The following is a 21,723-nucleotide window of genomic DNA, read 5'->3' on the forward strand; positions in this document are numbered from 1 at the left end:
GGAAAGACTTGTTTCAAGTTCTCACCTCTTGTCCCCTTGTCCCCTTGTCCCCTTGTCCCCCAGCCTCCCCTGCCCCCTGCCTCATCTCCTCACTCCTCCCCTGGTTCAATAATTCGCTGGAAAAGATAACCAGTACCTCTGGCTGTGAGTATCAATTCTGGGTTACTAGGATCATCTTCTAACTTTGCCCGCAAACGTGATATATGCACATCTACTACGCGGGTATCTACATGACGTTCTGGTGTATAACCCCAAACTTCCTGCAAAATTTCCGAACGAGAAAAAGCTTCTCCAGAGCGACTGACTAACAACTCTAACAAGCTGAACTCCATACCCGTCAATCGAATGCGCTCATCGCCTTTGTAGACTTGTCGCTTATTCGTATCGATTTTAATATTAGCGACATGGATTACCCCAGAACTGGGAATTCCAGAAGCACCGTTTTTATCTACCCGCCGCAGCACCGAGCGAATCCGGGCTTCTAGCTCTTTGGGGGAAAATGGTTTAACTACATAGTCATCAGCGCCCAATTCTAGCCCGGTGATGCGATCGGCTACATCACCCAAGGCTGTTAGCATAATAATGGGGACATCTGATTCTTTTCGTAATTCTTGACATACACCATAGCCGTCTAGCTTTGGCATCATTACATCTAAAACTACCAAGTCAGGCTCAGTTTTGCGAAAAGTTTCTAAAGCTTCTTCCCCGTCACCAGCCGTCACTACATCGTAGCCAATCATGGAAAGGCGCGTTTCCAAAATCCGGCGAATGCTGGCTTCGTCGTCTACCACCAAGATTTTTTCTTTATGGCTTTCCAAGTTTCTCTAGGCTCCTTGACTAAAAATTTACATGATTAATTTTTAATACCATAATATTAAGATATCATTCCATGAATTGATTTGGAAAAAGCTCTAAATGCCACTATTATTAGTTTCTAGTTTTTTTCAAGAATTAAGTAAATATTAAGATTATTTAATAAGATTTAAGAATGGCAAAGCCAAAAACCTTTTTCACTTGTAACGAATGTGGAGCAGAATCGCCCCAGTGGTTTGGTAAGTGTCCAGCTTGCGGCACTTACAACTCTCTAGAAGAACAAATTTCGATTCAATCCTCAGTAGATGTACCCAGTCGGGGGGGAGTGAGTAGTTGGCAATCAGCTCAAGGCAATGGCAAATCTCACAATAAACCAGCTAAAGCGCGAGCCTCTTTAACGTTTGATCAAATTACCGATCGCCAAATCGCTCGCTGGGAGTCTGGTTATGGAGAATTAGATCGGGTACTTGGAGGTGGGGTTGTCCCTGGCTCTATGGTGCTGATTGGTGGCGATCCAGGTATTGGTAAATCGACTTTATTGTTGCAAGTATCAAATCAATTAGCACAGAAATACCGCATCCTTTACGTAACTGGTGAAGAATCGGGACAGCAGGTAAAATTACGAGCTTCTCGTTTGGGAGTATCAAAATCCCTAAGTGTGGTTAATGAGGAGAATGTTAAGGTAGTAGTAGATCCGACACTACCCATAGACCCTGACAGTATAGGTGCAGATTTATATGTACTGCCAGAAACAGATTTAGAAGAAATTTTACGGGAAATAGATTCTCTCAAGCCAAACGTGGCGGTGATTGATAGTATCCAAACTGTGTTTTTTCCAGCGTTGACTTCTGCACCAGGTTCGGTGGCTCAGGTACGGGAATGTACAGCCGCACTGATGAAGGTGGCAAAGCACGAAGATGTCACCATGCTGATTGTGGGACACGTTACCAAAGAAGGAGCGATCGCGGGGCCGAAAGTCTTAGAACATTTAGTTGATACAGTGTTGTATTTTGAAGGCGATCGCTTTGCTTCCCATCGGTTATTACGCACGGTGAAAAACCGCTTCGGTGCAACTCACGAAATCGGCATATTTGAAATGGTGGCGGAGGGACTACGGGAAGTCTCCAATCCCTCAGAGTTATTTTTAGGCAACCGTGACGATCCAGCGCCAGGTACGGCAATTGTCGTGGCTTGCGAAGGCACTCGCCCGATAGTTGTAGAATTGCAAGCTTTGGTGAGTCCCACCAGCTACCCTTCTCCTCGACGTGCTGGAACAGGGGTAGACTACAACCGCCTAGTGCAAATTCTCGCCGTCTTAGAAAAACGGGTGGGAATTCCCATGTCCAAGTTAGATTCCTACGTTGCTTCTGCGGGTGGGTTGAATGTGGAAGAACCGGCAGTAGATTTAGGAATTGCGATCGCAATTGTAGCTAGTTTCCGCGATCGCATCGTCGATCCCGGTACAGTCTTAATCGGTGAAGTTGGGTTAGGTGGACAAGTGCGATCGGTTTCCCAAATGGAACTGCGATTGAAAGAAGCTGCTAAGTTGGGATTTAAAAGAGCGATCGTGCCAAAAGGGACAAAATTTCCTGACTTAAATATTGAAATATTACCCGTCTCTAAAGTAATAGATGCGATTATCGCCGCTATCCCCCATCAGGAATTGACAGCCGACGATTTAGAACCCGATGAAGATGAGTAAATATTGGGGACTGGGTACTGGGTACTGGGAAATTGTTCCAAAATTTGGGAAGGATCAAAGCAAATTTCATAATTTTTACGAGTGAAAACCAAGTCCCTAATCCCCAGTCCCCAATCCCTTTTACACACCAAAGGAAAACCCGCTATGACAACCCTCACCCAAGACTACCAAATCACTTGGGAAAAACTACCCGATGATTACAAACTACCAGACGATCCAGTGGACAACATCAACCAACCAGCTTTAGCTGCTGCACTCACAGAAAGCCTACAATTAGCCGGAAAAATTTCAGCTAACGCCCTAGCAACAACTAATTACGGTATTTGTGCCACTTTAAACAACAAAATGGTCATTAAAGCTCCTGATTGGGCTTTCATTGCCAAAATTAATGTTAGTAGAGAAGAAGTAATACGCAGTTACACACCTCAATTACAGGGTGACATTCCCGTAATTGTGATGGAATTTGTTTCCGATACACAGGAGACAGAGTATTCTATCAAAGCGACATATCCTCCAGGAAAATGGTTTTTTTACGAGCGCATTTTAAAAGTACCAAACTACATCATCTTTGAGCCAGATAGCGGCAGTTTAGAGATGTATCACTTACAAACCACAGAACAGTACATTTTGCAAGAGCCTGATGAAAATCAACGCTACTGGATTGCAGAAATGAATCTTTACCTTGGAGTGTCCCAAGGTAATCGTGAAAACCGCACAGGAAAGTGGTTACGATGGTGGGATGAACAAGGAAACCTTTTACCTTGGGGAACAGAATTAGCCGAACAGGAAAGCCAACGCGCTGAACAAGAACGCCAACGTGCCGAACGACTAGCAGCACAATTGCGGGCGGCGGGCATTGAGCCAGAAGATTAGACTTCCTGTAAATAATTTAGGTTTGCTAGATTAGCGAAAAATTTGCTAAATCTAGCATTTTTTTTAGAAAGATGAAATTTTAAATAATACCAATTACAGCTAAAAGTTGAGAGTGTTTTTGTTAATTAGTATTCCTAATATTACCAAAGCTAAGGCTAATTTATACCCGTTAAAACTTGAAAATTATTAATCATAATTTTCAAGTTTGTAGCTGACAAGTATAATTTTATACCTTAATATAAAGACATGATAAAGGCGATCGCCTAATCCCGGAAAGAAGAATGCGATCGCCTTTATGTAACCCCTTTATCAGGAGACAAATACAATGATGGCACAATTACAAAAGTCTGCCCAATCACAGTTAAAGCAATATCTGGGTGAATTAGATACACCCACCCGCAAGGAATCAACTGCACAGCCATTTCCCCACAGAGAACCGATTAAGCATCTACTGATTGGTTCTCCCAAAACCGTTAGCAGTACAATTCACTACTTGCAGGTAATTGGTTATGCCAGTGTAGGAGATTGGAGTCCACTGCTACCAACCGCCAACCCAGGTGAAGTCATGAGTATTTTAAGCCGGCAAATTTTAATGTAATAACCCTATCTAACTTAGATCCCCGACTTTTTTGAAAAGTCGGGGATCTGAACAGCGCAAGGTTTCTATTTTTCCTGTCGTGGATCTTCAGAGGGAGGATGAAAACCTCCTTTTATCCAAAGTTGCCGGGATTTTTGAATGAAGCGATCGCTACGGCGTAGATCGTTCAAATCTAATCTATTACAAGTTGCCCGACCTGTGGGTGTGATACCAATAATTTTTGTAGCATCTGCTGACCAAACAAAGTGTTCAGACCACTGTTGCTGACTGGACAGTTGCCAATGCCAGCACCAGCTAGATTACAAAATTTTACACTGCGATCGCCCAAGGAGTTGAATGGCAGTGTTAGCAACAGGGTGAATGAGGCAATTATGAAGGGGATGGCGTTAAATTATAAGTTTCGTCCCCAGTCTGTGCAGGAGTGGTTGGATTTGTTGGGTGCTAGTCCCATACCGCCAACACAACCAGTAATATCTCGTCCCAATACACCCCCATCTTGGGAATGCGTCCACATCATCCCCAGTATTTCTGGTGAAATAGTAGCCCTTAGCCCCAAGGAAGATATTTTAGCAAGTGTGCAAGGTTCATTAATTCACTTGTTTTCATCAATCACAGGTCAATTTCTCCGCACCCTCACTGGTCATTCTTCCTGGGTTAGTTCCGTCACCATCAGTAGTGATGATCAAATTCTCGCCAGTGGTAGTGGGGACAAGACGATCAAACTGTGGTCGGTGACAACCGGAAAGGAAATTCGCACCCTGACTGGTCATTCTTCCTCGGTTCAATCCGTCGCCATCAGTAGTGATGGGCAAATTCTCGCTAGTGGTAGTGAGGACAACACTATCAAACCGTGGAATGTGACAACAGGTAAAGAAATTCACAGCCTGACTCATTTTTGTAAAGTTACATCCATCAGCTTTACCCCCGATGGAAATTGGCTGGCTGCGGGAGATAGTGGCGGAAATATCAAAATATGGCAACCGCAGCTAGTTGTGCAATAACAGCGTCAAAATAGTATTAGAACTAGCGAACAATAAACACAATATGAAAGCATAAAATAGTAAGTAGAAACAGCTAATGTCAGAGTCGGAAGATGATGAACGCCTTTCTAAAGATGAAGCAGTGAAATATTAAGATGTTAAAACACTAAAATAAAAGCACAGATCAATAAATTATACCGTCCTAACTATGACAACCGTAATTGCTAGACCTTCATCCTTAATTGGCAGTATCAGAATAGAAAAGCTGGATAAATTTAACCTATTCAAATTTAATGATGAACTGCAAGCACGGATGGAAGAACTCTTAGAACACAAAAAAGCTGATTTACTAACTCCAGAAGAAGCGATTGAACTTGAATAAATTGGAGAACTAGATAGAATTTTCACCCAATATAAACGCGATGCTAGTAGCTCAACACAATGATTGATGATGCTACTAAATAAATTGTCCGAAAACGTGCAAATTATTTGTGCGAGTATTGCCATTCTCCCGAACGTATTTCCACAACAAGATTTACAGTAGACCATACCTACAGAAGAAGCTGCTTCCCTAGCACACAAACTATGATTGCTGAACAAGAAGCTGCTCAAAGTAAACGAAAAGTGGAACAATTAGCAGAACGTTTGCGTCAACTAGGCCTGAATGCTGATGAACTAGATAAATTATTGTAGCTTCAAGAGTCTTTTTTGATACGGAGGATAATTTTCTGCTTTTGAGGAATCACCTATACTGGAAACTTTGATAGTCGATGCCGAAGTAGCTATCAAATAACAATACTGGCTCCCATAAAGATTAATTTTTGAGAGCGATCGCATATTCAGCACTTGAAATACATATAATATTTTATTTGGAGAAGTCTATAGCAACTTTAGTTTTTTCTCAAAAACCATGATGTCACGCTATATCCTTACTGTTCCAAAACTCAATCCTAATTGAGTTGTTAGGAATGAGATGTGGTTCAGCTACAACTCCAAAAGGTGATAACCTGAATATTCGCAGATATTACCGCAGACACTGGTTATATCCCATCTGCTAAAATACGTAAGTACAAGTAGTATCATCTAGCTACCCCTGTAAAAATTGTCTATTTGGTTACACAAGACCGTTCAAAGATTGTAGAAAAGTGTATTTCCTTGTGTTGATAGTGGTGCTAACCTCAATTTTAAGGATGTTATCAGCCCTTATCTGCTAGAGTTTCTGACTTTCAGCAAACTAGATAATTTATCAACAATAAAATCGCGAGGAGTGCGATGAGATGTCACAGTCGCCTATGACAAGACCAGAAATAGCTGCTGGAACTCTAATTGATAACCGCTATATTATCCAAAAACTTCTGGGACAGGGAGGATTGGGGCGAACTTACTTGGCATTTGACACTCGGCGGTTTAATGAAGCTTGTGTCCTCAAGGAGTTTGCACCCATTGGCACAGGGGAAAGTGGGCTGGAACAATATCGCAACCTATTTAAAAGAGAAGCAAAAATCCTTCATCAATTGCAACATCCTCAAATCCCCAAGTTTTTAGCTTGCTTTGAAGGAGATGGTCGGTTATTCCTAGTACAAGAGTATGTTGACGGCAAAACATATTCTAGGCTGCTGGGAGAACTTCAACGTCAAGGAAGAAACTTTTCTGAAGACGAAGTTATCCAGTGGCTAAAAAATCTATTGCCTGTTTTGGAATATGTCCATCAGCACAATATCATCCATCGAGATATTTCTCCTGATAACATCATGTTACCTGATGGCAAGGATCTGCCAGTGCTGATTGATTTCGGTGTTGGGAAGCAAATTGCTGACGTGAACGAGGGGAGAAGTTCTAACCACCAAGTAACATTTGTTGGCAAAATGTCCCTTGTAGGCAAAGTGGGGTATGCACCCCGCGAACAGATTAGTTTAGGTTTATGCTCGGCTTCTAGTGATCTATATGCCTTGGGTGTAACAGCTATTGTACTACTCACAGGTAGAGATCCATCTTTACTAATGGATCAGTATTCACTTGAATGGAACTGGCGTTATTATACTTACGTTAGTGATGAGTTCGCTCAAGTACTTGATTGTATGTTGGCAGATAGACCCAACAAGCGATACCAAACAGCCAGGGAAGTTATCAAAGATTTAGAGCGGATTGGAGAACGAGAACTAGCAATGTCTCCTCCAGTCATGCTTGATGATTTGCCTGCTACGGTATTTAATCCTGAATTTCAGGCTATGTCGGCAATATCGCAGTCATACAACCCACCTGGAGAAACAATTTTTAGTCCACCTAGTTTACCTGCTAATGTACAAAGTGGGCAAATTGAACAACAACAACCTTCACTCCAACCAGGATTTATTAAACATTGTCAACAAGAATTAGCCTACCACATCGGGCCAATGGCAAATCTGATTATAGAAGAAATATTAGATGAGAATCCTTACATTTCACCTGATCAATTTGTTGAACTTATAGCCAACCAAATTCCTAACTTTCAAGCAGCTTTTGAATTCAAAAAAAGCTTATTTTCATAGATATTGTAGACTAATCTGGCAATCCAATTTGATTTCTGTTCGTGCAGCATGGCATAGCCATAATTATTTGGGTAGCAAGGCAATAGGCAATAGTCAAAAAGCCTCTCTGAGCTATACTAGATTTTTTAAAAAATCAAATAAGAGTCCTATATCACTTTAGAAATAAGTTAAAATAGTTCAATTATTTATATAAAAATTAATTGCATTAGCGTAGCGCGTACTCTTACAGAGAAGCAAGGTACGCGCAGCATCTTGTAGAAAACGTCCATTTCATTACTAATTATTTTAATCCCCTGTTCCCCCCTGAGTGCGTTTGATTCTTTTCATTGCCATTTCTAAACTTAACTGCATCCGTTTAAAGGCTCTAGCTAAATTACCGATTTCATCATTAGACATCTGCTCAAATTCAACTTCCATGTGTCCTGTACTAACTTCTTCCGCTATGCGAGTCATGCGTTTGAGAGGAACAACAACCTGTCGATTCAAGAACAAGTTAACTAACAGGATAGTCGCTATAAATATAGTTGATACAATTAAGATAATTAGTAAAGAAGACTGATTTGCTTTGCTGATTACATTCTTTGCCGGTACTGATATAATTTGAGCGCCGACAATTTCATTCAGCTTCCACCCAAATCCATTAGCTGTGCCATAAAGAGTAATCATACTTTGAGGGGCAGCCTCTGGTACGCTATGACACTTCAGACAACTTTCTTCAGAAACTTTTAAGGGACGAGCAATATAAAAGATATCCCCACTAGGAATTGAGCGAAATCCACTCACTTCTTTAAGGTCTGATTTATTTCTGAACCTTTCTACAATTTCCGTCTCAAAACCGTCAGCCTTATCCCGCAGATTTGTGGGATTGAGAGTTGCTTCTTTATAAAAGAAATCACGATATTCTGTTGTTTTCCGTAAAATCTCAAATACCTCCCGTGCTGAGTATCCAGGTACGGTTTGCGGCAAAAACTCAGTAGCCAATTTATCAACTAGCTCTGGATTCACTTGAGTACTGGTGTATTTACGAACGGAACTCATTGTTTGAATGAGGATGAGACCAGTAGAGCTAATATCTTGTTTAGCATTCTCCCTAAGCAAAGAAGAAAGAGCAAATCCACTCAAGCTCAAACCAAATGTCAGAATTACCAGTAGCAGAATTGTAAATTTTTGTTTCAGATTCAGATTCTTTAGCATAATTACAGATTACCTACAAGTCAAATTATTATGAACAAATATAGCGAAAGTCATCGTTTACTCTAACATGAGCAATCAACTCTCATACTTTGATCTAAAGGCAAAGTTTCGCTAAAGCTATTAGGGTATACACAACTTTATACTATTAGTAATTATCGAGGTTAATGAAAATGTTCTCTAAGTAACTAACTTCCAAAAATCTACAACAGCGATTCAAATGGAATTCCCAAAAATTCGGGTTGGCTGTTTTGATACTGTGCCAAAATAAATACCAGCAATTGTCAAATATTACTAATGGTGTGGAATGCAGGAAAGTCTTTATTCGGGGGACGCTACATTATCGAAAGCCAACTAGGTGAAGGCGGAATTGGCATTACTTATCTTGCCAGAAATCAGCGGAATCAACTGCGAGTGATTAAAACCCTTAAAGAAGAAATCCTGAACCACCCCGCCTGGATACTCCACCGGAACAAGTTACGGCAAGACTTCCGTGATGAAGCAGTTAGGCTGGCTGTGTGTCACCATCCCCATATAGTAGAAATAGAAACCATCTTCGATGATGGGAATTTGCCCTGCATGGTGATGGAATACATCGAAGGCGAAGACTTAGGACAGTATTTAAAACGGGTTGGAGTGCTATCAGAAGCAGAAGCGCTGCTCTACATCAGACAAATTGGCGACGCTTTGACACTAATCCATTCTAAAGGATTGCTGCATCGGGATCTCAAACCACGCAACATTATGATCCGCATTGATAAATCTGAAGCAGTGCTGATAGACTTTGGCATCGCTAGAGAATTTATTCCTAATGTAATTCAAAGACATACAGTGTATCGTACTCCTGGTTTTGCCCCACCTGAGCAGTATGAATCAGAAGCGCCACGAGGAGAATATATTGATATCTATGCTTTAGCTGCTACTCTGTATAATTTGCTTACCGGAGTGATACCGACAAGTGCAGATGATAGACGGCACAATATTAATTTAGAACCACCACAATATTTTAATCCCAACATCAGCGATAGGGTAAATCAAGCTATTATGTGCGGCATGGATTTGGAGTCAACCTATCGTCCCCAATCTGTGCAGGAGTGGTTGGATTTATTGAGCCCTGAAAACGAGAAAAAGATAGCACCAGAAACATCCACCTTAGTGATAACGCCCAGAGTAAAATTACCTCCACCTGTTGTATTAGACCAGCAAAACTGGCAATGCGTACAGACCCTCAGAGGTCATTCTAGTATGGTTCATGCGATCGCTATTAGTCCAGATGGGCAATTGATTGCTAGTGGCAGTAATGACCATACTATTAAACTTTGGCAACTGGGTACTGGCAAGCTAGTGCGTCAAATGGGTCGTTGGTCTTCTGGTCATTCTAGTATGGTTAATTCCGTCGCCTTTAGCCCAATCTCTTCAAACTTTTCTTATCAAGGAGATTCTGGCAAATCTGGGGGAGTTACAGACCTGAACCGGGGAATCTTAGCTAGCGGTAGTTGGGATAACACAATCAAATTGTGGGATATAAACACCGGAAAAGAAATTCGCACTCTCACTGGTCATACTAACTGGGTGAATTCTGTTGCCTTTAGTCCAGATGGCAAGTTTCTTGTTAGTGGCAGTGCTGACTGCACAATTAAACTATGGCAAGTAAACACTGGTATAGAAATTCAAACTCTCACAGGTCATTCCGACTCAGTTTCATCAATTGCTTATTCTCCGAGAACAGCGACAACGACGAACAGCCAGGATAGACAGCTTGTGGCTAGTGGCAGCAATGACTACACGGTCAAACTGTGGCAACTATACACAGGCAGAAACATCTACACACTTACAGGTCATTCCTTCTTCATCAACTGTATCGCCTTCAGCCACGATGCAGAAATGATTGCTAGTGGCAGTGGTGACAACACAATTAAATTGTGGCAGGTAAACACAGGCAGAGAAATTCGCACTCTCAGTGGTCATTCTGATTCAGTTTGGTCAGTTGCCTTTAGCCAGGATAGGCAATTTCTCGCTAGTGGCAGTTGGGACAACACTATCAAACTGTGGCATTTACACAGTGGTAGAGAAATTAGCACACTTACAGGACATTCCAGCTATGTTCGATGTGTCGCTTTCAGTCCTGATGGACAAACCCTAGTGAGCGGTAGTGATGACGATACTATCAAGATTTGGCGACGGGGGAGATGAAGAAGTAGGGAACGGAGAGCAAAATCTACCTTATTTCCCTCTACATCTTCTAGTCTTACGATAGAACTGCGATCGCCCAAAAATTGTCACAATAATGACGACAACCGTGATTTTTGAACAATAAATAATTTTATGGGCTTTGGTATTGGTGATTTATTTTGGATTTTCCTGCTTCTAACTTCCTTACAACCCCTTTGGCAAAAACGTCAAATAGAATATCGCCGCTTGCGTGCTTTACAAGAATTTCAACAAGAACGCAAAAGTCGGGTGATTTTGTTGATTCACCGCCAAGAGTCTATTAGCTTTCTGGGAATTCCTATATCTCGCTACATTACTATCGAAGACTCAGAACAAATCTTACGAGCTATTCGCCTCACACCCCCAGATGTGCCAATTGACTTAATTTTGCACACTCCTGGCGGTTTGGTTTTGGCAACAGAACAAATCGCCAGAGCATTAATTCGCCACCAGGCAAAAGTCACAGTCTTTGTCCCGCACTACGCGATGAGTGGCGGTACAATGCTTGCCCTGGCCTCTGATGAAATTATTATGGATGCTAACGCTGTCTTGGGACCAGTTGATCCCCAATTGGGTAATTACCCCGCAGCAAGTATCCTAAAAGTAATTGAAGATAAACCCATCAGTGAGATTGACGATCAAACTTTAATTATGGCCGACCTCTCACGCAAAGCAATTGGGCAGGTACAGAGGTTTGTAAGAACTTTGCTTAAAGACAGTATACCCAAACAAAAAGTTCTACCAGAAAATATCGAATCGATTATCGAAGCTTTGACAACCGGGCGCGTCACCCACGATTATCCCATAACTATTGAAGAAGCAACAGAAATGGGGCTGCCCGTAACTGTCGGACTGCCCCATTCTATTTATGATCTTATGGACTTGTACCCACAGGCGCAAGGAGGGCGACCCAGCGTGCAGTACATTCCTATGCCTTACAATGACGGCCGTCCAATTCTACCTATACCCAAGGGTAGACCCTTAGAAGAACCAAATCAGATGACTTGAGGGTCTTTGGGTAGGGGTTTTTGTGGAGACTAGGGTGTAGCTGTTGGTGTAGCTGTTGGTGTAGCCGTTGGTGTAGCCGTTGGTGTAGCCGTTGGCGTAGCTGTTGGTGTAGCTGTTGGTGTAGCTGTTGGCGTAGCTGTGGGTGTAGCCGTTGGCGTAGCTGTTGGTTTAGCTGTTGGTTTCGTTGTTGGTTTAGCCGTTGGTTTCGTTGTTGGTTTAGCTGTTGGCTGACTCAAGACTGTCTTTGCTTCTTCATTCAGTTTTTGGCGGAGTGCTAAATTAGCAATTCCAGTTTCTTGCAACTGATATTTCTTTTGATACTCCTTAACCACTTCTTCTGTGCGGGAACCGTAAAAATGATCGCGCGGTAGGGGAGGATTAGGCTTGACTACTGCATTCAAATTTGTGTGCAGAATTTGAACAATGTTAGCAGCAAAATCTTGGGTTTTTGGCCCTGCTATCCCATCAACTGGTTTTAGCTTATAACCTGTCTGAAATTCACGAATTGCCTTTTTGGTTTCCTCATCTGTCAAAGGACCATTTGTTACCTTGACGTTATAGCCTAGACCTCGCAACACAGAACGGAATTGCTGGGGCGTATAGCTACGTTGAGGTGCTGCGAAACCTGTGTCTGCAATTACCACACTAGCGCTTATCAGGCAAGTAACAGCAAAAGTCGCGCTTGATTTTCCAAAACCACACCACATATTTAAAACTCCTTTGGATTAAATCAGCAGGATTATAAATGTTAACAGCTGCATTTTAAGTTTGTTTAATAACTTTTTTCGCGATTTTTTAATGATTTTTGAATAATTTATGAATAATTTTTGCCAAAGTTAACTAGGTGTATAAAAACTAATTCATGTCATCCATCAAAAGACGTATCTTGTATTGGCAGACATGCAGAGGTTATCATTTGAAGCGAATACACGCTTTGAACACTCAATTGCGATATTGATTCATTTATGTGGATTGGTGTCAACTTAAGCCCTTTGTCTCTAAGCATTTTTTAACCTTAAGTTGGCATAAATACATATACATACATTTATACTGAGGTCTACTCAACTGCAAATTGCTGTATTTGGTTGGAAAGAAACGAAAATTAATAAATGGAAGAGATGATATTTCAAATATCCCAAAAATGTATAATATGCAACAAAAAAAGAAAGATATAAAATCTTCTAAACAGACGAATCTTTGGTTTGAAAGATTTATGGCAATTACTGCCACTGTAAATTTAGGTTTAGTTTTGTTTAATTTAAGTTACGTACCTTGGCGAGATTTTTACTTACGGAAACTTCCGCAAGTTATTCAGATTTATGACCCAATAAAAGGTATTGAACCCCACCGAGACACGAAAATTTATCTAGAAACAGTAGACGCATTAGAAAAGCAAGTCAGCCAAACAGGATTAGAGTCTTCTGAGGTAAAAAGCAGACTAGAGCAAATAAAGCGTCTTAGCAACGAGATGATTGACAGTAACCCCTTTGCTGGAGTTAATAAAAGTGGGACTTTGGAAAAAATCAAAAAGCGGATGCGATCGCACATCGGTAACGAATCTGCAAAACAGTCCTTTGCCACTTTTTGGAGTCAGCCTTACCTCTCGCAAAATGGCTGGATTAAAGAAATTAATTTTTTTAACGAGAGCATCCGCCCTTTAATTGCCACTAACTACTACCGCCAAATCGGTGAAAGTGGTGAATTTGTGGATAATTTTTGGATTATTGACTTACCCTTCGTGATTTTATTTGGCGTAGAATTGCTGGGGCGTACCTTCTTAATCAAACGCCGACATCTTGGTTTAAGCTGGTTTGAAGCACTATTGTGGCGTTGGTACGACATATTTTTACTCCTACCATTTTGGCGTTGGCTGCGAATCTTACCTGTATTAGTCCGCCTCGATCAAGCGCATTTATTGGATCTCCAGCCAGTGCGAAAGCAAATTCATCAGGGGATTGTCGCCAATTTTGCTGAAGAACTTACAGAAGTAGTAGTAGTAAGGGTAATTAACCAGGTTCAGGGTTCAATTCAACGCGGTGAGTTAACGGATTGGCTCTCACAACAAGAAAATTTACGTCCCTACATAGATATTAATAATGTGAATGAAGTGGAAGCGATCGCAGGTCTTTTGGTAAAAACAATTGTTTACCAAGTCTTACCTGATATTCAACCTGCGATCGTTGCCATTTTGCGCCACAACATCGAAACCGTCTTCCATCAAGTCCCCGTCTACCGCAACCTCCAGAATCTCCCTGGCGTGGGAAAAGCTCAAACCCAGTTAAGCGAACAATTGGCAACGCAAATCACAACTAATCTTTACAAAACTTTGGTTAGCGCTGTTGAAGACCCTGTTGGCGCAAAACTCACCAGTCAACTCGTAGAAAGGTTTAGCGAAGCTTTGGGATCTGAAATGAAGGAAAAACACGTACTTTCCGAAATTCAGAGTTTACTTTTTGACTTCTTAGAGGAAATCAAAATCAACTACGTCCAGCGTTTATCCCAAGAAGACATAGACCAAATTATCGAGCAAACCAGGCAGCTACGCACACAAGCATCAGTTCCTACAGTGGTCGAGAAAAGCACCACTCTCCCAAAAATACGCGAAGGGTAGAAAAGCTAGCCTGGATTTCTCACTTGTGAGAAATCCAAGGGGTGTGGGAGGTGTGGGAGGATGGGGAAGAAGTCTTACCCCCCCACACTCACCACACTCCCCACACTCCTCTTCTCCCTCTGCCTACACTATGCGTGAGAAATCCGGGCTAGGGGGCAGGAGGGCAAGGAGAAAAAACCAATTCCTAATTCCCTATTCCCAATGCCCCATCCCCAATACTCGACTATCCATTAAATGCGCTAAACTCGAATGAGGGCGAATCATCATTGATTCGTCACAAGACTTCTTGGAAGATATACCTATCGCAGGAAGTGGGTCAGTGCCCACTTTTTTTATTGAATTCTCTCATGGCTCATCCTTTAGTTCCACAAATTATTGATTTGGCGACACCAGTAGCAGAAGAACTGGGATTGGAAGTGGTTGGCGTGGTCTTTCACACTCACCAAAGTCCACCAGTGTTGCGGGTAGACATTCGCAATCCTCAGCAAGACACCGGATTGAATGATTGTGAGAGGATGAGCCGTGCTTTAGAAGCCTCCTTAGATGCTGCGGAAATCGTTCCAGATACATACGTCTTGGAAGTGTCTAGTCCTGGTATTTCGCGGCAACTGGTAACAGACAGGGAGTTTATTTCCTTTAAAGGATTTCCTGTCATTATTTCCACAACGCTTCCCTACGACGGACAACAAGAGTGGATTGGTCAGTTGATTCGCCGGGATGAGACAACACTTTACTTAAACCAAAAGGGTCGTGTAGTCGAAATTCCCCGCTCCCTAATTACTAAGGTGCAGCTAGACGAGCGCCGATAAACAAAGGGCTAGGGCTTAGGAATTACAGACTAGAGTGCCATTCGCTCAAGGCTAGAGTTTCGGGCCTAGAGTTTCGGGACTAAGGGCTAGAGATTAGGGGCTAGTGTAAAGCTATTCTCTAATCCCTGGTTCTATTTAATGCGTAGTTTTCAGCCCCCACTCCCTGCTTTTTAAAGGAGATTGCTTATGTCAATGGTTACTTTACCTGGATTAAAAGAATTAATTGAAAGTATAAGTCGTGAGCGGAATTTACCCCGTCTTGCAGTTCAATCAGCTATTAGAGAAGCACTACTCAAAGGCTACGAACGTTATCGTCGCGCCCAAAATTTAGAGCGAAAACAGTTTGACGAAGATTATTTTGAAAATTTTGAAGTAGAACTCGATATTGACGGAGAGGGATTTCGCGTTCTTTCCACCAAAACCATCGTTGAAGAAGTAAATAACACAGACCATCAGATTTCTTTAGACGAAGTTCAACAAGTAGCTCCCGAAGCACAGTTAGGGGACTCTGTTGTACTAGATGTGACTCCCGACCAAGGAGAATTTGGTCGGATGGCGGCAATGCAAACCAAGCAAGTATTGGCGCAAAAATTACGGGATCAACAGCGCCAGATGGTGCAAGAAGAGTTCCAAGATTTAGAAGGAACTGTTTTGCAAGCAAGAGTCCTACGGTTTGAGCGGCAATCTGTGGTTTTGGCAGTCAGCAGTGGATTTGGTCAGCCAGAAGTAGAAGCCGAGTTACCGAAGCGGGAACAGTTGCCTAACGATAATTATCGGGCAAATGCCACCTTCAAGGTATATCTGAAAAAAGTCTCTCAAGGTCAGCAACGAGGGCCACAGTTGCTGGTGTCTCGTGCTGATGCCGGTTTAGTGGTTTATCTGTTTGCCAACGAAGTCCCAGAAATCGAAGATGAAGTGGTACGGATTGTTGCCGTAGCAAGGGAGGCAAACCCCCCCTCCCGTTATGTCGGTCCCCGGACTAAAATAGCAGTAGATACCCTAGATCGCGATGTAGACCCAGTTGGTGCTTGTATCGGAGCCAGGGGATCGCGAATTCAAGTGGTAGTCAACGAATTACGCGGTGAAAAAATAGATGTAATTCGCTGGTCGCCAGACCCAGCAACATACATCGCTAATGCTTTAAGTCCAGCACGGGTGGATGAAGTACGCCTCATGGACCCAGAATCCCGGCAAACTCACGTACTTGTGGCTGAAGATCAACTAAGTTTAGCTATTGGGAAAGAAGGACAAAACGTCCGTTTGGCAGCCCGCCTGACTGGTTGGAAAATAGATATCAAAGACAAAGCTAAATACGACTATGCCGGAGAAGATGAGAAATTTACCGCTGTCAGAGCAAAATATCAGACAGAGGAAGATGACCTTGAATTCGACGAAGAATTAGAAGATGAAAATCAGGACGAATTAGAAGAGGAGGATAGTTTTGACAATAACGATGACGAATAATTGATTAATCTTGTAAAGTTTTGATAATGTTGATTGTAGTCCGAGTCTTAAGGATTATTTCCTGAAAGACACCTTGGTATAAGTAAAAAATAGTAATAAAAAACTCATTTTTACACCCAGAATGCTGGACTGAGATCGCAGAAAACTGATGAAACCAAATTATCGGCGCTGTATTAGTTGCCGGAAAGTAGGCTCAAAAGATGAGTTTTGGCGGATTGTCCGCGTCTTTCCATCGGGAAAGGTACAATTAGATCAGGGCATGGGGCGTTCTGCCTATATTTGTCCGCAAACGAGTTGCTTACAAGCGGCTCAAAAAAAAAATCGACTAGGGCGATCGCTACATGCATCAGTGCCAGAAACACTGTATCAAAGCTTGTCGCAACGTCTAGCCAGCAGCAATACCCAAAACCAAATTTAATTGGAACAACTTTGTGACATCATCACCAGAAGAATTGTGCGAAAGCCGAAGTCGTGCTTTCATCACACCAACTGTTGATCGTTAAGGTTAGTGCCAAAATAGTAAATGGGTGTAAAAGGCATTCGACTCTCCAATAATTTAAGGGGAGCGAGGCAACATTCCCAGAACAAGATGTAATCGATTGTGTTGTGGAAGATTCAGAATCAACAAAACAAAAAACTACAAAATGGCAACCTGGTAGCGCTCAGGCGCAGTTCGGCGTCAAGGATTCCTATAAAAATCTTTTTAAAAAATTTTTATGGGTATCCCTCAACCATCATTCCTGGTGGGGATGCCATTATTAAACCGAAACATCTCTCTTTCCTGATTGGAGGCACCGGCAAAAACTAAACGGCGGTCTAAAAACAGTAATCCAAGGATGGAGATGTCGCAAACCAGGCAACCATCCGCTAAAACTGTAAATTAAAGGGGAAGAGTGGATGACCAACGGCAAAGTTAGAATCTATGAATTATCAAAGGAATTGAATTTGGATAACAAAGAGCTACTAGCAATTTGCGACCAGCTCAGTATCGCGGTCAAAAGTCATAGCAGCACGATTTCAGAATCCGAGGCAGAAAACATCCGCACGGCAGCAGAAAAGCTCGCAGCTACGAATGTTTCAGCCAAAAAGGAACTAGGTACAACCAGCCATAAGCCAAATTCACCACCAAACGGCGGACGTAACCGACCTGCTGCACCCCACAAACAGCAAATTTTGGAAATACGCAAACCCAAAATATTGAGAAATACTACCTCCAACGCCCCAGAGGCGTCAGTTGCCAACAATACCCAAGCTGCCTTGTCTGAAGCTAATCCTCCCTCACCTCCACGGCCTTTTGCTACACCAGCCTCACCCATGAAGCCGGCGGCACCAACTCGACCTGTGCCCCGGACTCAATCTGAGACTCAAGAGCAACCTCCTGTCACCGACTTGGAACAAACACCTAATCCAAGTCAGGAACCGGAAAAAGTAGCATCCCAAAAACCGGAAAAAGTAGTTCCACCGAGACCGAAATCGGAAAAACCGATCAAACCGCAATTAGTTGCCCCTCCGGCAAGGCCGGCGGCAGAAGTTGCCCAAGCAGAAGTAGCCCAAGTGTCAGATGAGCCGGTATCTCAAGCAGATAAACCGATTCTCAAACGCGACCAACGGCTACGTCCCGTTGAAGGCGATCGCGAGCAAATTAAACCCAGAGTTGCTAAACTGCCAACTGACCAGTCTCCACAATCTGCGCCACAAAGACAGGCCAGGCCTACCCCTGCACCCACCAGACCAGAGCAGAGAGGCAATCGACCATCTGCACCATCACAACTAGGAGAGGGGCAAAGACCCAGACCAGCGCGTCCTGGTGAATCAGTAGCAGCCGCAATGCCGATCGCTACTCCACCCAGACAAATGTCAGGAATAGCGGGCAAATCTCAAGGACTGGGTGATGAGCCAGTTACACCCGATCTCCTCGATTTGAAACGCCCAAGTCCGCCTCGCCCGACCAAAGGCGGCAAAAAGTGGGTAGAAGAGGAAATAATCGACGAAGTTAAAGAGAAGGCTAAAGCTGGCGTTAAAGGCAAGCGGATCAAGCCGATATTGGATGATGAATTTGAAGAAGATTTGTTGGATGATGACGATATCGACTCACCAGCAATCGTCCAAGTCAGCCTTTCCATCGCTCGTCCTCCCAAACCAAAAGCGACTCGACCTGTACAGATGCCGGGTGCAAGCCTTGCTAGCGCTCCAACTGCTAGAGGAAGTAGAAAACCTGGTTCTAAGTCTGGTTCCAACCGCGACCATCACAATAACCGTCGCCACCAACAAGAAGCTGATACCAAGCGCGATCGTCCCGAAAAGGTGACGATCACAGGGCCGTTAACTGTACAAGAACTGTCCGACGTTTTAGCTGTTGCCGATACAGAGATTGTCAAAATCCTGTTCCTTAAAGGCATGGCGGTGAGTATCACCCAAAATCTGGACATTCCCACAATTACCCTGGTAGGAAAAGAACTAGAAATAGAAGTCGAAACCGTCGAGCGAGAAGCAGAAGCTCGGAAAATTACGGAAATGGTCGGCGCAGAAGACCAAGAATATCTTCATCGCCGTCCGCCTGTCGTGACAATTATGGGTCACGTAGACCACGGTAAAACAACCCTGCTCGACTCAATCCGCAAAACCAAAGTGGCTGCTGGCGAAGCCGGCGGTATCACTCAGCACATTGGTGCATACCATGTAGATATAGTACATGAGGGCAAACCACAGCAGATAGTCTTCCTGGATACCCCTGGTCACGAAGCTTTTACAGCTATGCGGGCTAGAGGAGCTAGGGTAACAGACATTGCCGTATTAGTAGTGGCTGCTGATGATGGTGTCCGTCCCCAAACCATTGAAGCCATTAGTCACGCTCAAGCTGCGGGAGTGCCAATTGTTGTTGCAATCAACAAAATTGATAAAGAAGGGGCACAGCCAGAGCGGGTGAAACAAGAACTAACCCAGTATGGTCTGACGGCAGAAGATTGGGGTGGTGAGACAATCATGGTTCCCGTGAGCGCCATCAGAGGTGAAAATCTGGATACGCTCTTAGAAATGATTCTCTTGGTAGCAGAAGTTGGAGAACTATCTGCCAACCCAGATCGTACTGCCAAAGGAACTGTCATTGAAGCACATCTGGATAAAGCCAAGGGAGCAGTTGCTACCCTGCTAATTCAGAATGGTACCCTGCATGTGGGAGATATCTTAGTAGCTGGCTCGGCCTTCGGTAAAGTCCGGGCGATGGTGGATGACAGAGGCAAGAGAGTGGATATCGCTTCTCCTTCCTTTGCTGTCGAGGTGTTGGGTTTAAGTGATGTGCCAGCAGCAGGCGACGAGTTCGAGGTCTTCCAGAATGAGAAAGAAGCCAGAGCCCTCGCTAGCGATCGCGCCGACAGACAACGCCTATCCCGCCTGTTACAGGGACGTGTTACCCTCACAACCTTATCGGCTCAAGCACAAGAAGGCGAGTTGAAAGAACTCAACTTGATCTTGAAAGGAGACGTACAAGGTTCCGTAGAAGCCATTGTGGGAGCGCTCAAGCAAATCCCGCAAAACGAAGTCCAAATTCGGATGCTCTTGGCTACTGCTGGGGAAATCACCGAGACAGACATCGACTTAGCAGCTGCCAGTAACGCTGTAATCATTGGTTTCAATACCACCTTCGCTAGTGGCGCTAGACAAGCCGCCGATGAAGCGGGTGTAGATGTCCGGGAATACAACGTCATCTACAAACTCCTAGAAGATATCCAAGATGCCTTGGAAGGTCTTTTGGAACCAGAGTTGGTGGAAGAACCCTTGGGTCAAACCGAAGTTCGTGCCGTCTTCCCAGTCGGTCGCGGTGCTGTTGCCGGTTGCTACGTTCAATCTGGCAAGCTAGTTCGTAACTGCAAAGTCAGGGTACGACGCGGCGGTAAGGTGATTTATGAAGGTGTTCTTGATTCCCTAAAACGGATGAAAGAAGATGCCCGTGAAGTCAACGCCGGTTATGAATGCGGTGTCGGTATGGATAAATTCAATGATTGGGTTGAAGGTGACATCATCGAATCCTATCAGATGGTTACGAAGCGCCGCACTCTCACCTTAACGAGATAGTGTTAAGGGTAAAATGGTTAGAAGTTAGGAGTAATAAATTAGGAGTTAGAAGTTAAAGACTGCTAATTCCAAGCTCCTAACTCTTAACTCATAACTTTTTACTATGCATTCATTTCGCTCTGAACCTATTTTGTGGATTCACGTCGCTGGATTGGCGACGTTGCCTGTTTTTTTAGTACTCTGCTTAATATTTTTGTCTGTAGGCGAGCCGTTTTTGCCAGTCTGGATGGAGCTATTTTTAGTTGCCGCCATTGGTATTCTCCCCCTGCTATGGATGCAGTTACGTCGCCCTTTTTATATATTCGCTCTTTTAGGAATAGCCCTAAAGCCAGAAAATCTGACTGAGCGGCAGCGAAAAATTCTCTGTTTAATTAATACAAAGTTAAATCGTATCCTGGCATTAGTGGCAGCAGTATTGTCGATTTGGGTGCTGTGGCATCTTTACCAATTTGCTCCATTAGTAGCAGATTCAGCCAAATTCCTTCCACAATGGCGTAGCCTTGCACTCGTGCTTGCGGGATTAGCCTTTTTAGGCAGCAATCTATTTTTACAAATACCTGTGAGTGTAATGCGAGTTTTGGTGATTAATGAGACAGAATTCGCTGGCATAGAACCATTATCTTTAGAAAAGATTAAGCAAGATTTCACAATTTTAGGGGTTCGGGTTAATCAAATCGTGCCCCGATTATTGCAATCCTTGTTTAGGATTAATACAGATTCATCACAGCCCTGAAAGTAATATTATTTACTTTAAAAGGCTAAAAATAAGCAGTAGGGAAGCAGAGGGGCAGAGAAAAATCGGGATACCGATGCCCAATGCCCCATACCCAATGCCCAATTACCTTGCAAGTAAAAATAAAGGAA

The 21,723-nt window shown here is 43.2% G+C and carries 17 protein-coding genes; 14 read left to right on the top strand and 3 right to left on the bottom strand.

Going from position 1 to position 21,723, the window contains the following annotated elements; all coding sequences use genetic code 11:
• Positions 1 to 89: 89 nt before the first annotated feature.
• Positions 90 to 818, bottom strand: a complete 729-nt coding sequence (gene rpaB, locus GJB62_RS13110; RefSeq protein WP_012412029.1) for a response regulator transcription factor RpaB — start codon at positions 816 to 818, stop codon at positions 90 to 92.
• Between the two features lie 170 nt (positions 819 to 988).
• On the opposite strand from rpaB, the gene radA reads away from it, so the two are divergent.
• The 6 genes from radA (at position 989) to GJB62_RS13145 (ending at position 7,494) form a co-directional block, all read left to right on the top strand.
• Positions 989 to 2,515, top strand: a complete 1,527-nt coding sequence (gene radA, locus GJB62_RS13115; RefSeq protein ID WP_114081484.1) for a DNA repair protein RadA — start codon at positions 989 to 991, stop codon at positions 2,513 to 2,515.
• A gap of 144 nt (positions 2,516 to 2,659) precedes the next feature.
• The gene (locus GJB62_RS13120) at positions 2,660 to 3,388 is read left to right on the top strand and encodes a Uma2 family endonuclease (protein WP_181852824.1); all 729 of its coding nucleotides are present in this window, start codon (positions 2,660 to 2,662) and stop codon (positions 3,386 to 3,388) included.
• 325 nt (positions 3,389 to 3,713) lie between these two features.
• Complete coding sequence (locus GJB62_RS13125) at positions 3,714 to 3,986, top strand: hypothetical protein (RefSeq protein WP_114081482.1); 273 nt, start codon at positions 3,714 to 3,716, stop codon at positions 3,984 to 3,986.
• 245 nt (positions 3,987 to 4,231) lie between these two features.
• Entirely contained in the window at positions 4,232 to 4,987 is a 756-nt protein-coding gene (locus GJB62_RS13130; protein WP_309472799.1) for a WD40 repeat domain-containing serine/threonine-protein kinase, read from the top strand.
• A gap of 187 nt (positions 4,988 to 5,174) precedes the next feature.
• Positions 5,175 to 5,348, top strand: coding sequence for a hypothetical protein (locus GJB62_RS36675; protein WP_167755986.1), 174 nt, complete (start codon positions 5,175 to 5,177; stop codon positions 5,346 to 5,348).
• Positions 5,349 to 6,243: 895 nt separating this feature from the next.
• Positions 6,244 to 7,494: a serine/threonine-protein kinase gene (locus GJB62_RS13145; protein WP_114081481.1), complete on the top strand. Its 1,251-nt coding sequence runs from the start codon at positions 6,244 to 6,246 to the stop codon at positions 7,492 to 7,494.
• Positions 7,495 to 7,779: 285 nt separating this feature from the next.
• Here the strand turns inward: GJB62_RS13145 and GJB62_RS13150 are convergent, their stop codons facing one another.
• Positions 7,780 to 8,688 carry a DUF3365 domain-containing protein gene (locus GJB62_RS13150; protein ID WP_114081480.1) on the bottom strand — a complete coding sequence of 303 codons (909 nt, stop codon included), beginning with the start codon at positions 8,686 to 8,688 and terminating at the stop codon, positions 7,780 to 7,782.
• A gap of 294 nt (positions 8,689 to 8,982) precedes the next feature.
• Between GJB62_RS13150 and GJB62_RS13155 the strand changes: the two genes are divergently transcribed.
• Both GJB62_RS13155 and GJB62_RS13160 read left to right on the top strand, forming a co-directional pair.
• The gene (locus GJB62_RS13155; RefSeq protein WP_114081479.1) at positions 8,983 to 10,878 is read left to right on the top strand and encodes a serine/threonine-protein kinase; all 1,896 of its coding nucleotides are present in this window, start codon (positions 8,983 to 8,985) and stop codon (positions 10,876 to 10,878) included.
• A gap of 132 nt (positions 10,879 to 11,010) precedes the next feature.
• Positions 11,011 to 11,904, top strand: coding sequence for a hypothetical protein (locus GJB62_RS13160; protein ID WP_114081478.1), 894 nt, complete (start codon positions 11,011 to 11,013; stop codon positions 11,902 to 11,904).
• 29 nt (positions 11,905 to 11,933) lie between these two features.
• Here GJB62_RS13160 and GJB62_RS13165 read toward each other — a convergent pair whose 3' ends face one another.
• Positions 11,934 to 12,611 (bottom strand): peptidoglycan-binding protein, encoded by a 678-nt coding sequence (locus GJB62_RS13165; protein ID WP_114081477.1) that lies wholly within the window; start codon positions 12,609 to 12,611, stop codon positions 11,934 to 11,936.
• A 434-nt stretch (positions 12,612 to 13,045) separates the two neighbouring features.
• Between GJB62_RS13165 and GJB62_RS13170 the strand changes: the two genes are divergently transcribed.
• The 6 genes from GJB62_RS13170 (at position 13,046) to GJB62_RS13200 (ending at position 21,592) form a co-directional block, all read left to right on the top strand.
• The gene (locus GJB62_RS13170) at positions 13,046 to 14,515 is read left to right on the top strand and encodes a hypothetical protein (RefSeq protein WP_114081476.1); all 1,470 of its coding nucleotides are present in this window, start codon (positions 13,046 to 13,048) and stop codon (positions 14,513 to 14,515) included.
• Between the two features lie 347 nt (positions 14,516 to 14,862).
• A complete protein-coding gene (gene rimP, locus GJB62_RS13175) occupies positions 14,863 to 15,324 on the top strand; it encodes a ribosome maturation factor RimP (protein WP_114081475.1) in 462 nt (153 codons plus the stop codon).
• Between the two features lie 186 nt (positions 15,325 to 15,510).
• Positions 15,511 to 16,788, top strand: a complete 1,278-nt coding sequence (nusA, locus tag GJB62_RS13180) for a transcription termination factor NusA (RefSeq protein ID WP_179073447.1) — start codon at positions 15,511 to 15,513, stop codon at positions 16,786 to 16,788.
• Between the two features lie 148 nt (positions 16,789 to 16,936).
• Positions 16,937 to 17,206 (top strand): YlxR family protein, encoded by a 270-nt coding sequence (locus tag GJB62_RS13185; protein WP_114081474.1) that lies wholly within the window; start codon positions 16,937 to 16,939, stop codon positions 17,204 to 17,206.
• A gap of 479 nt (positions 17,207 to 17,685) precedes the next feature.
• Positions 17,686 to 20,859 carry a translation initiation factor IF-2 gene (gene infB / locus GJB62_RS13195; RefSeq protein WP_114081473.1) on the top strand — a complete coding sequence of 1,058 codons (3,174 nt, stop codon included), beginning with the start codon at positions 17,686 to 17,688 and terminating at the stop codon, positions 20,857 to 20,859.
• Positions 20,860 to 20,962: 103 nt separating this feature from the next.
• Positions 20,963 to 21,592: a low-complexity tail membrane protein gene (locus tag GJB62_RS13200; RefSeq protein ID WP_114081472.1), complete on the top strand. Its 630-nt coding sequence runs from the start codon at positions 20,963 to 20,965 to the stop codon at positions 21,590 to 21,592.
• Positions 21,593 to 21,723 lie beyond the last annotated feature (131 nt).

This window comes from Nostoc sp. ATCC 53789, assembly GCF_009873495.1.
GTDB lineage: Bacteria > Cyanobacteriota > Cyanobacteriia > Cyanobacteriales > Nostocaceae > Nostoc > Nostoc muscorum_A.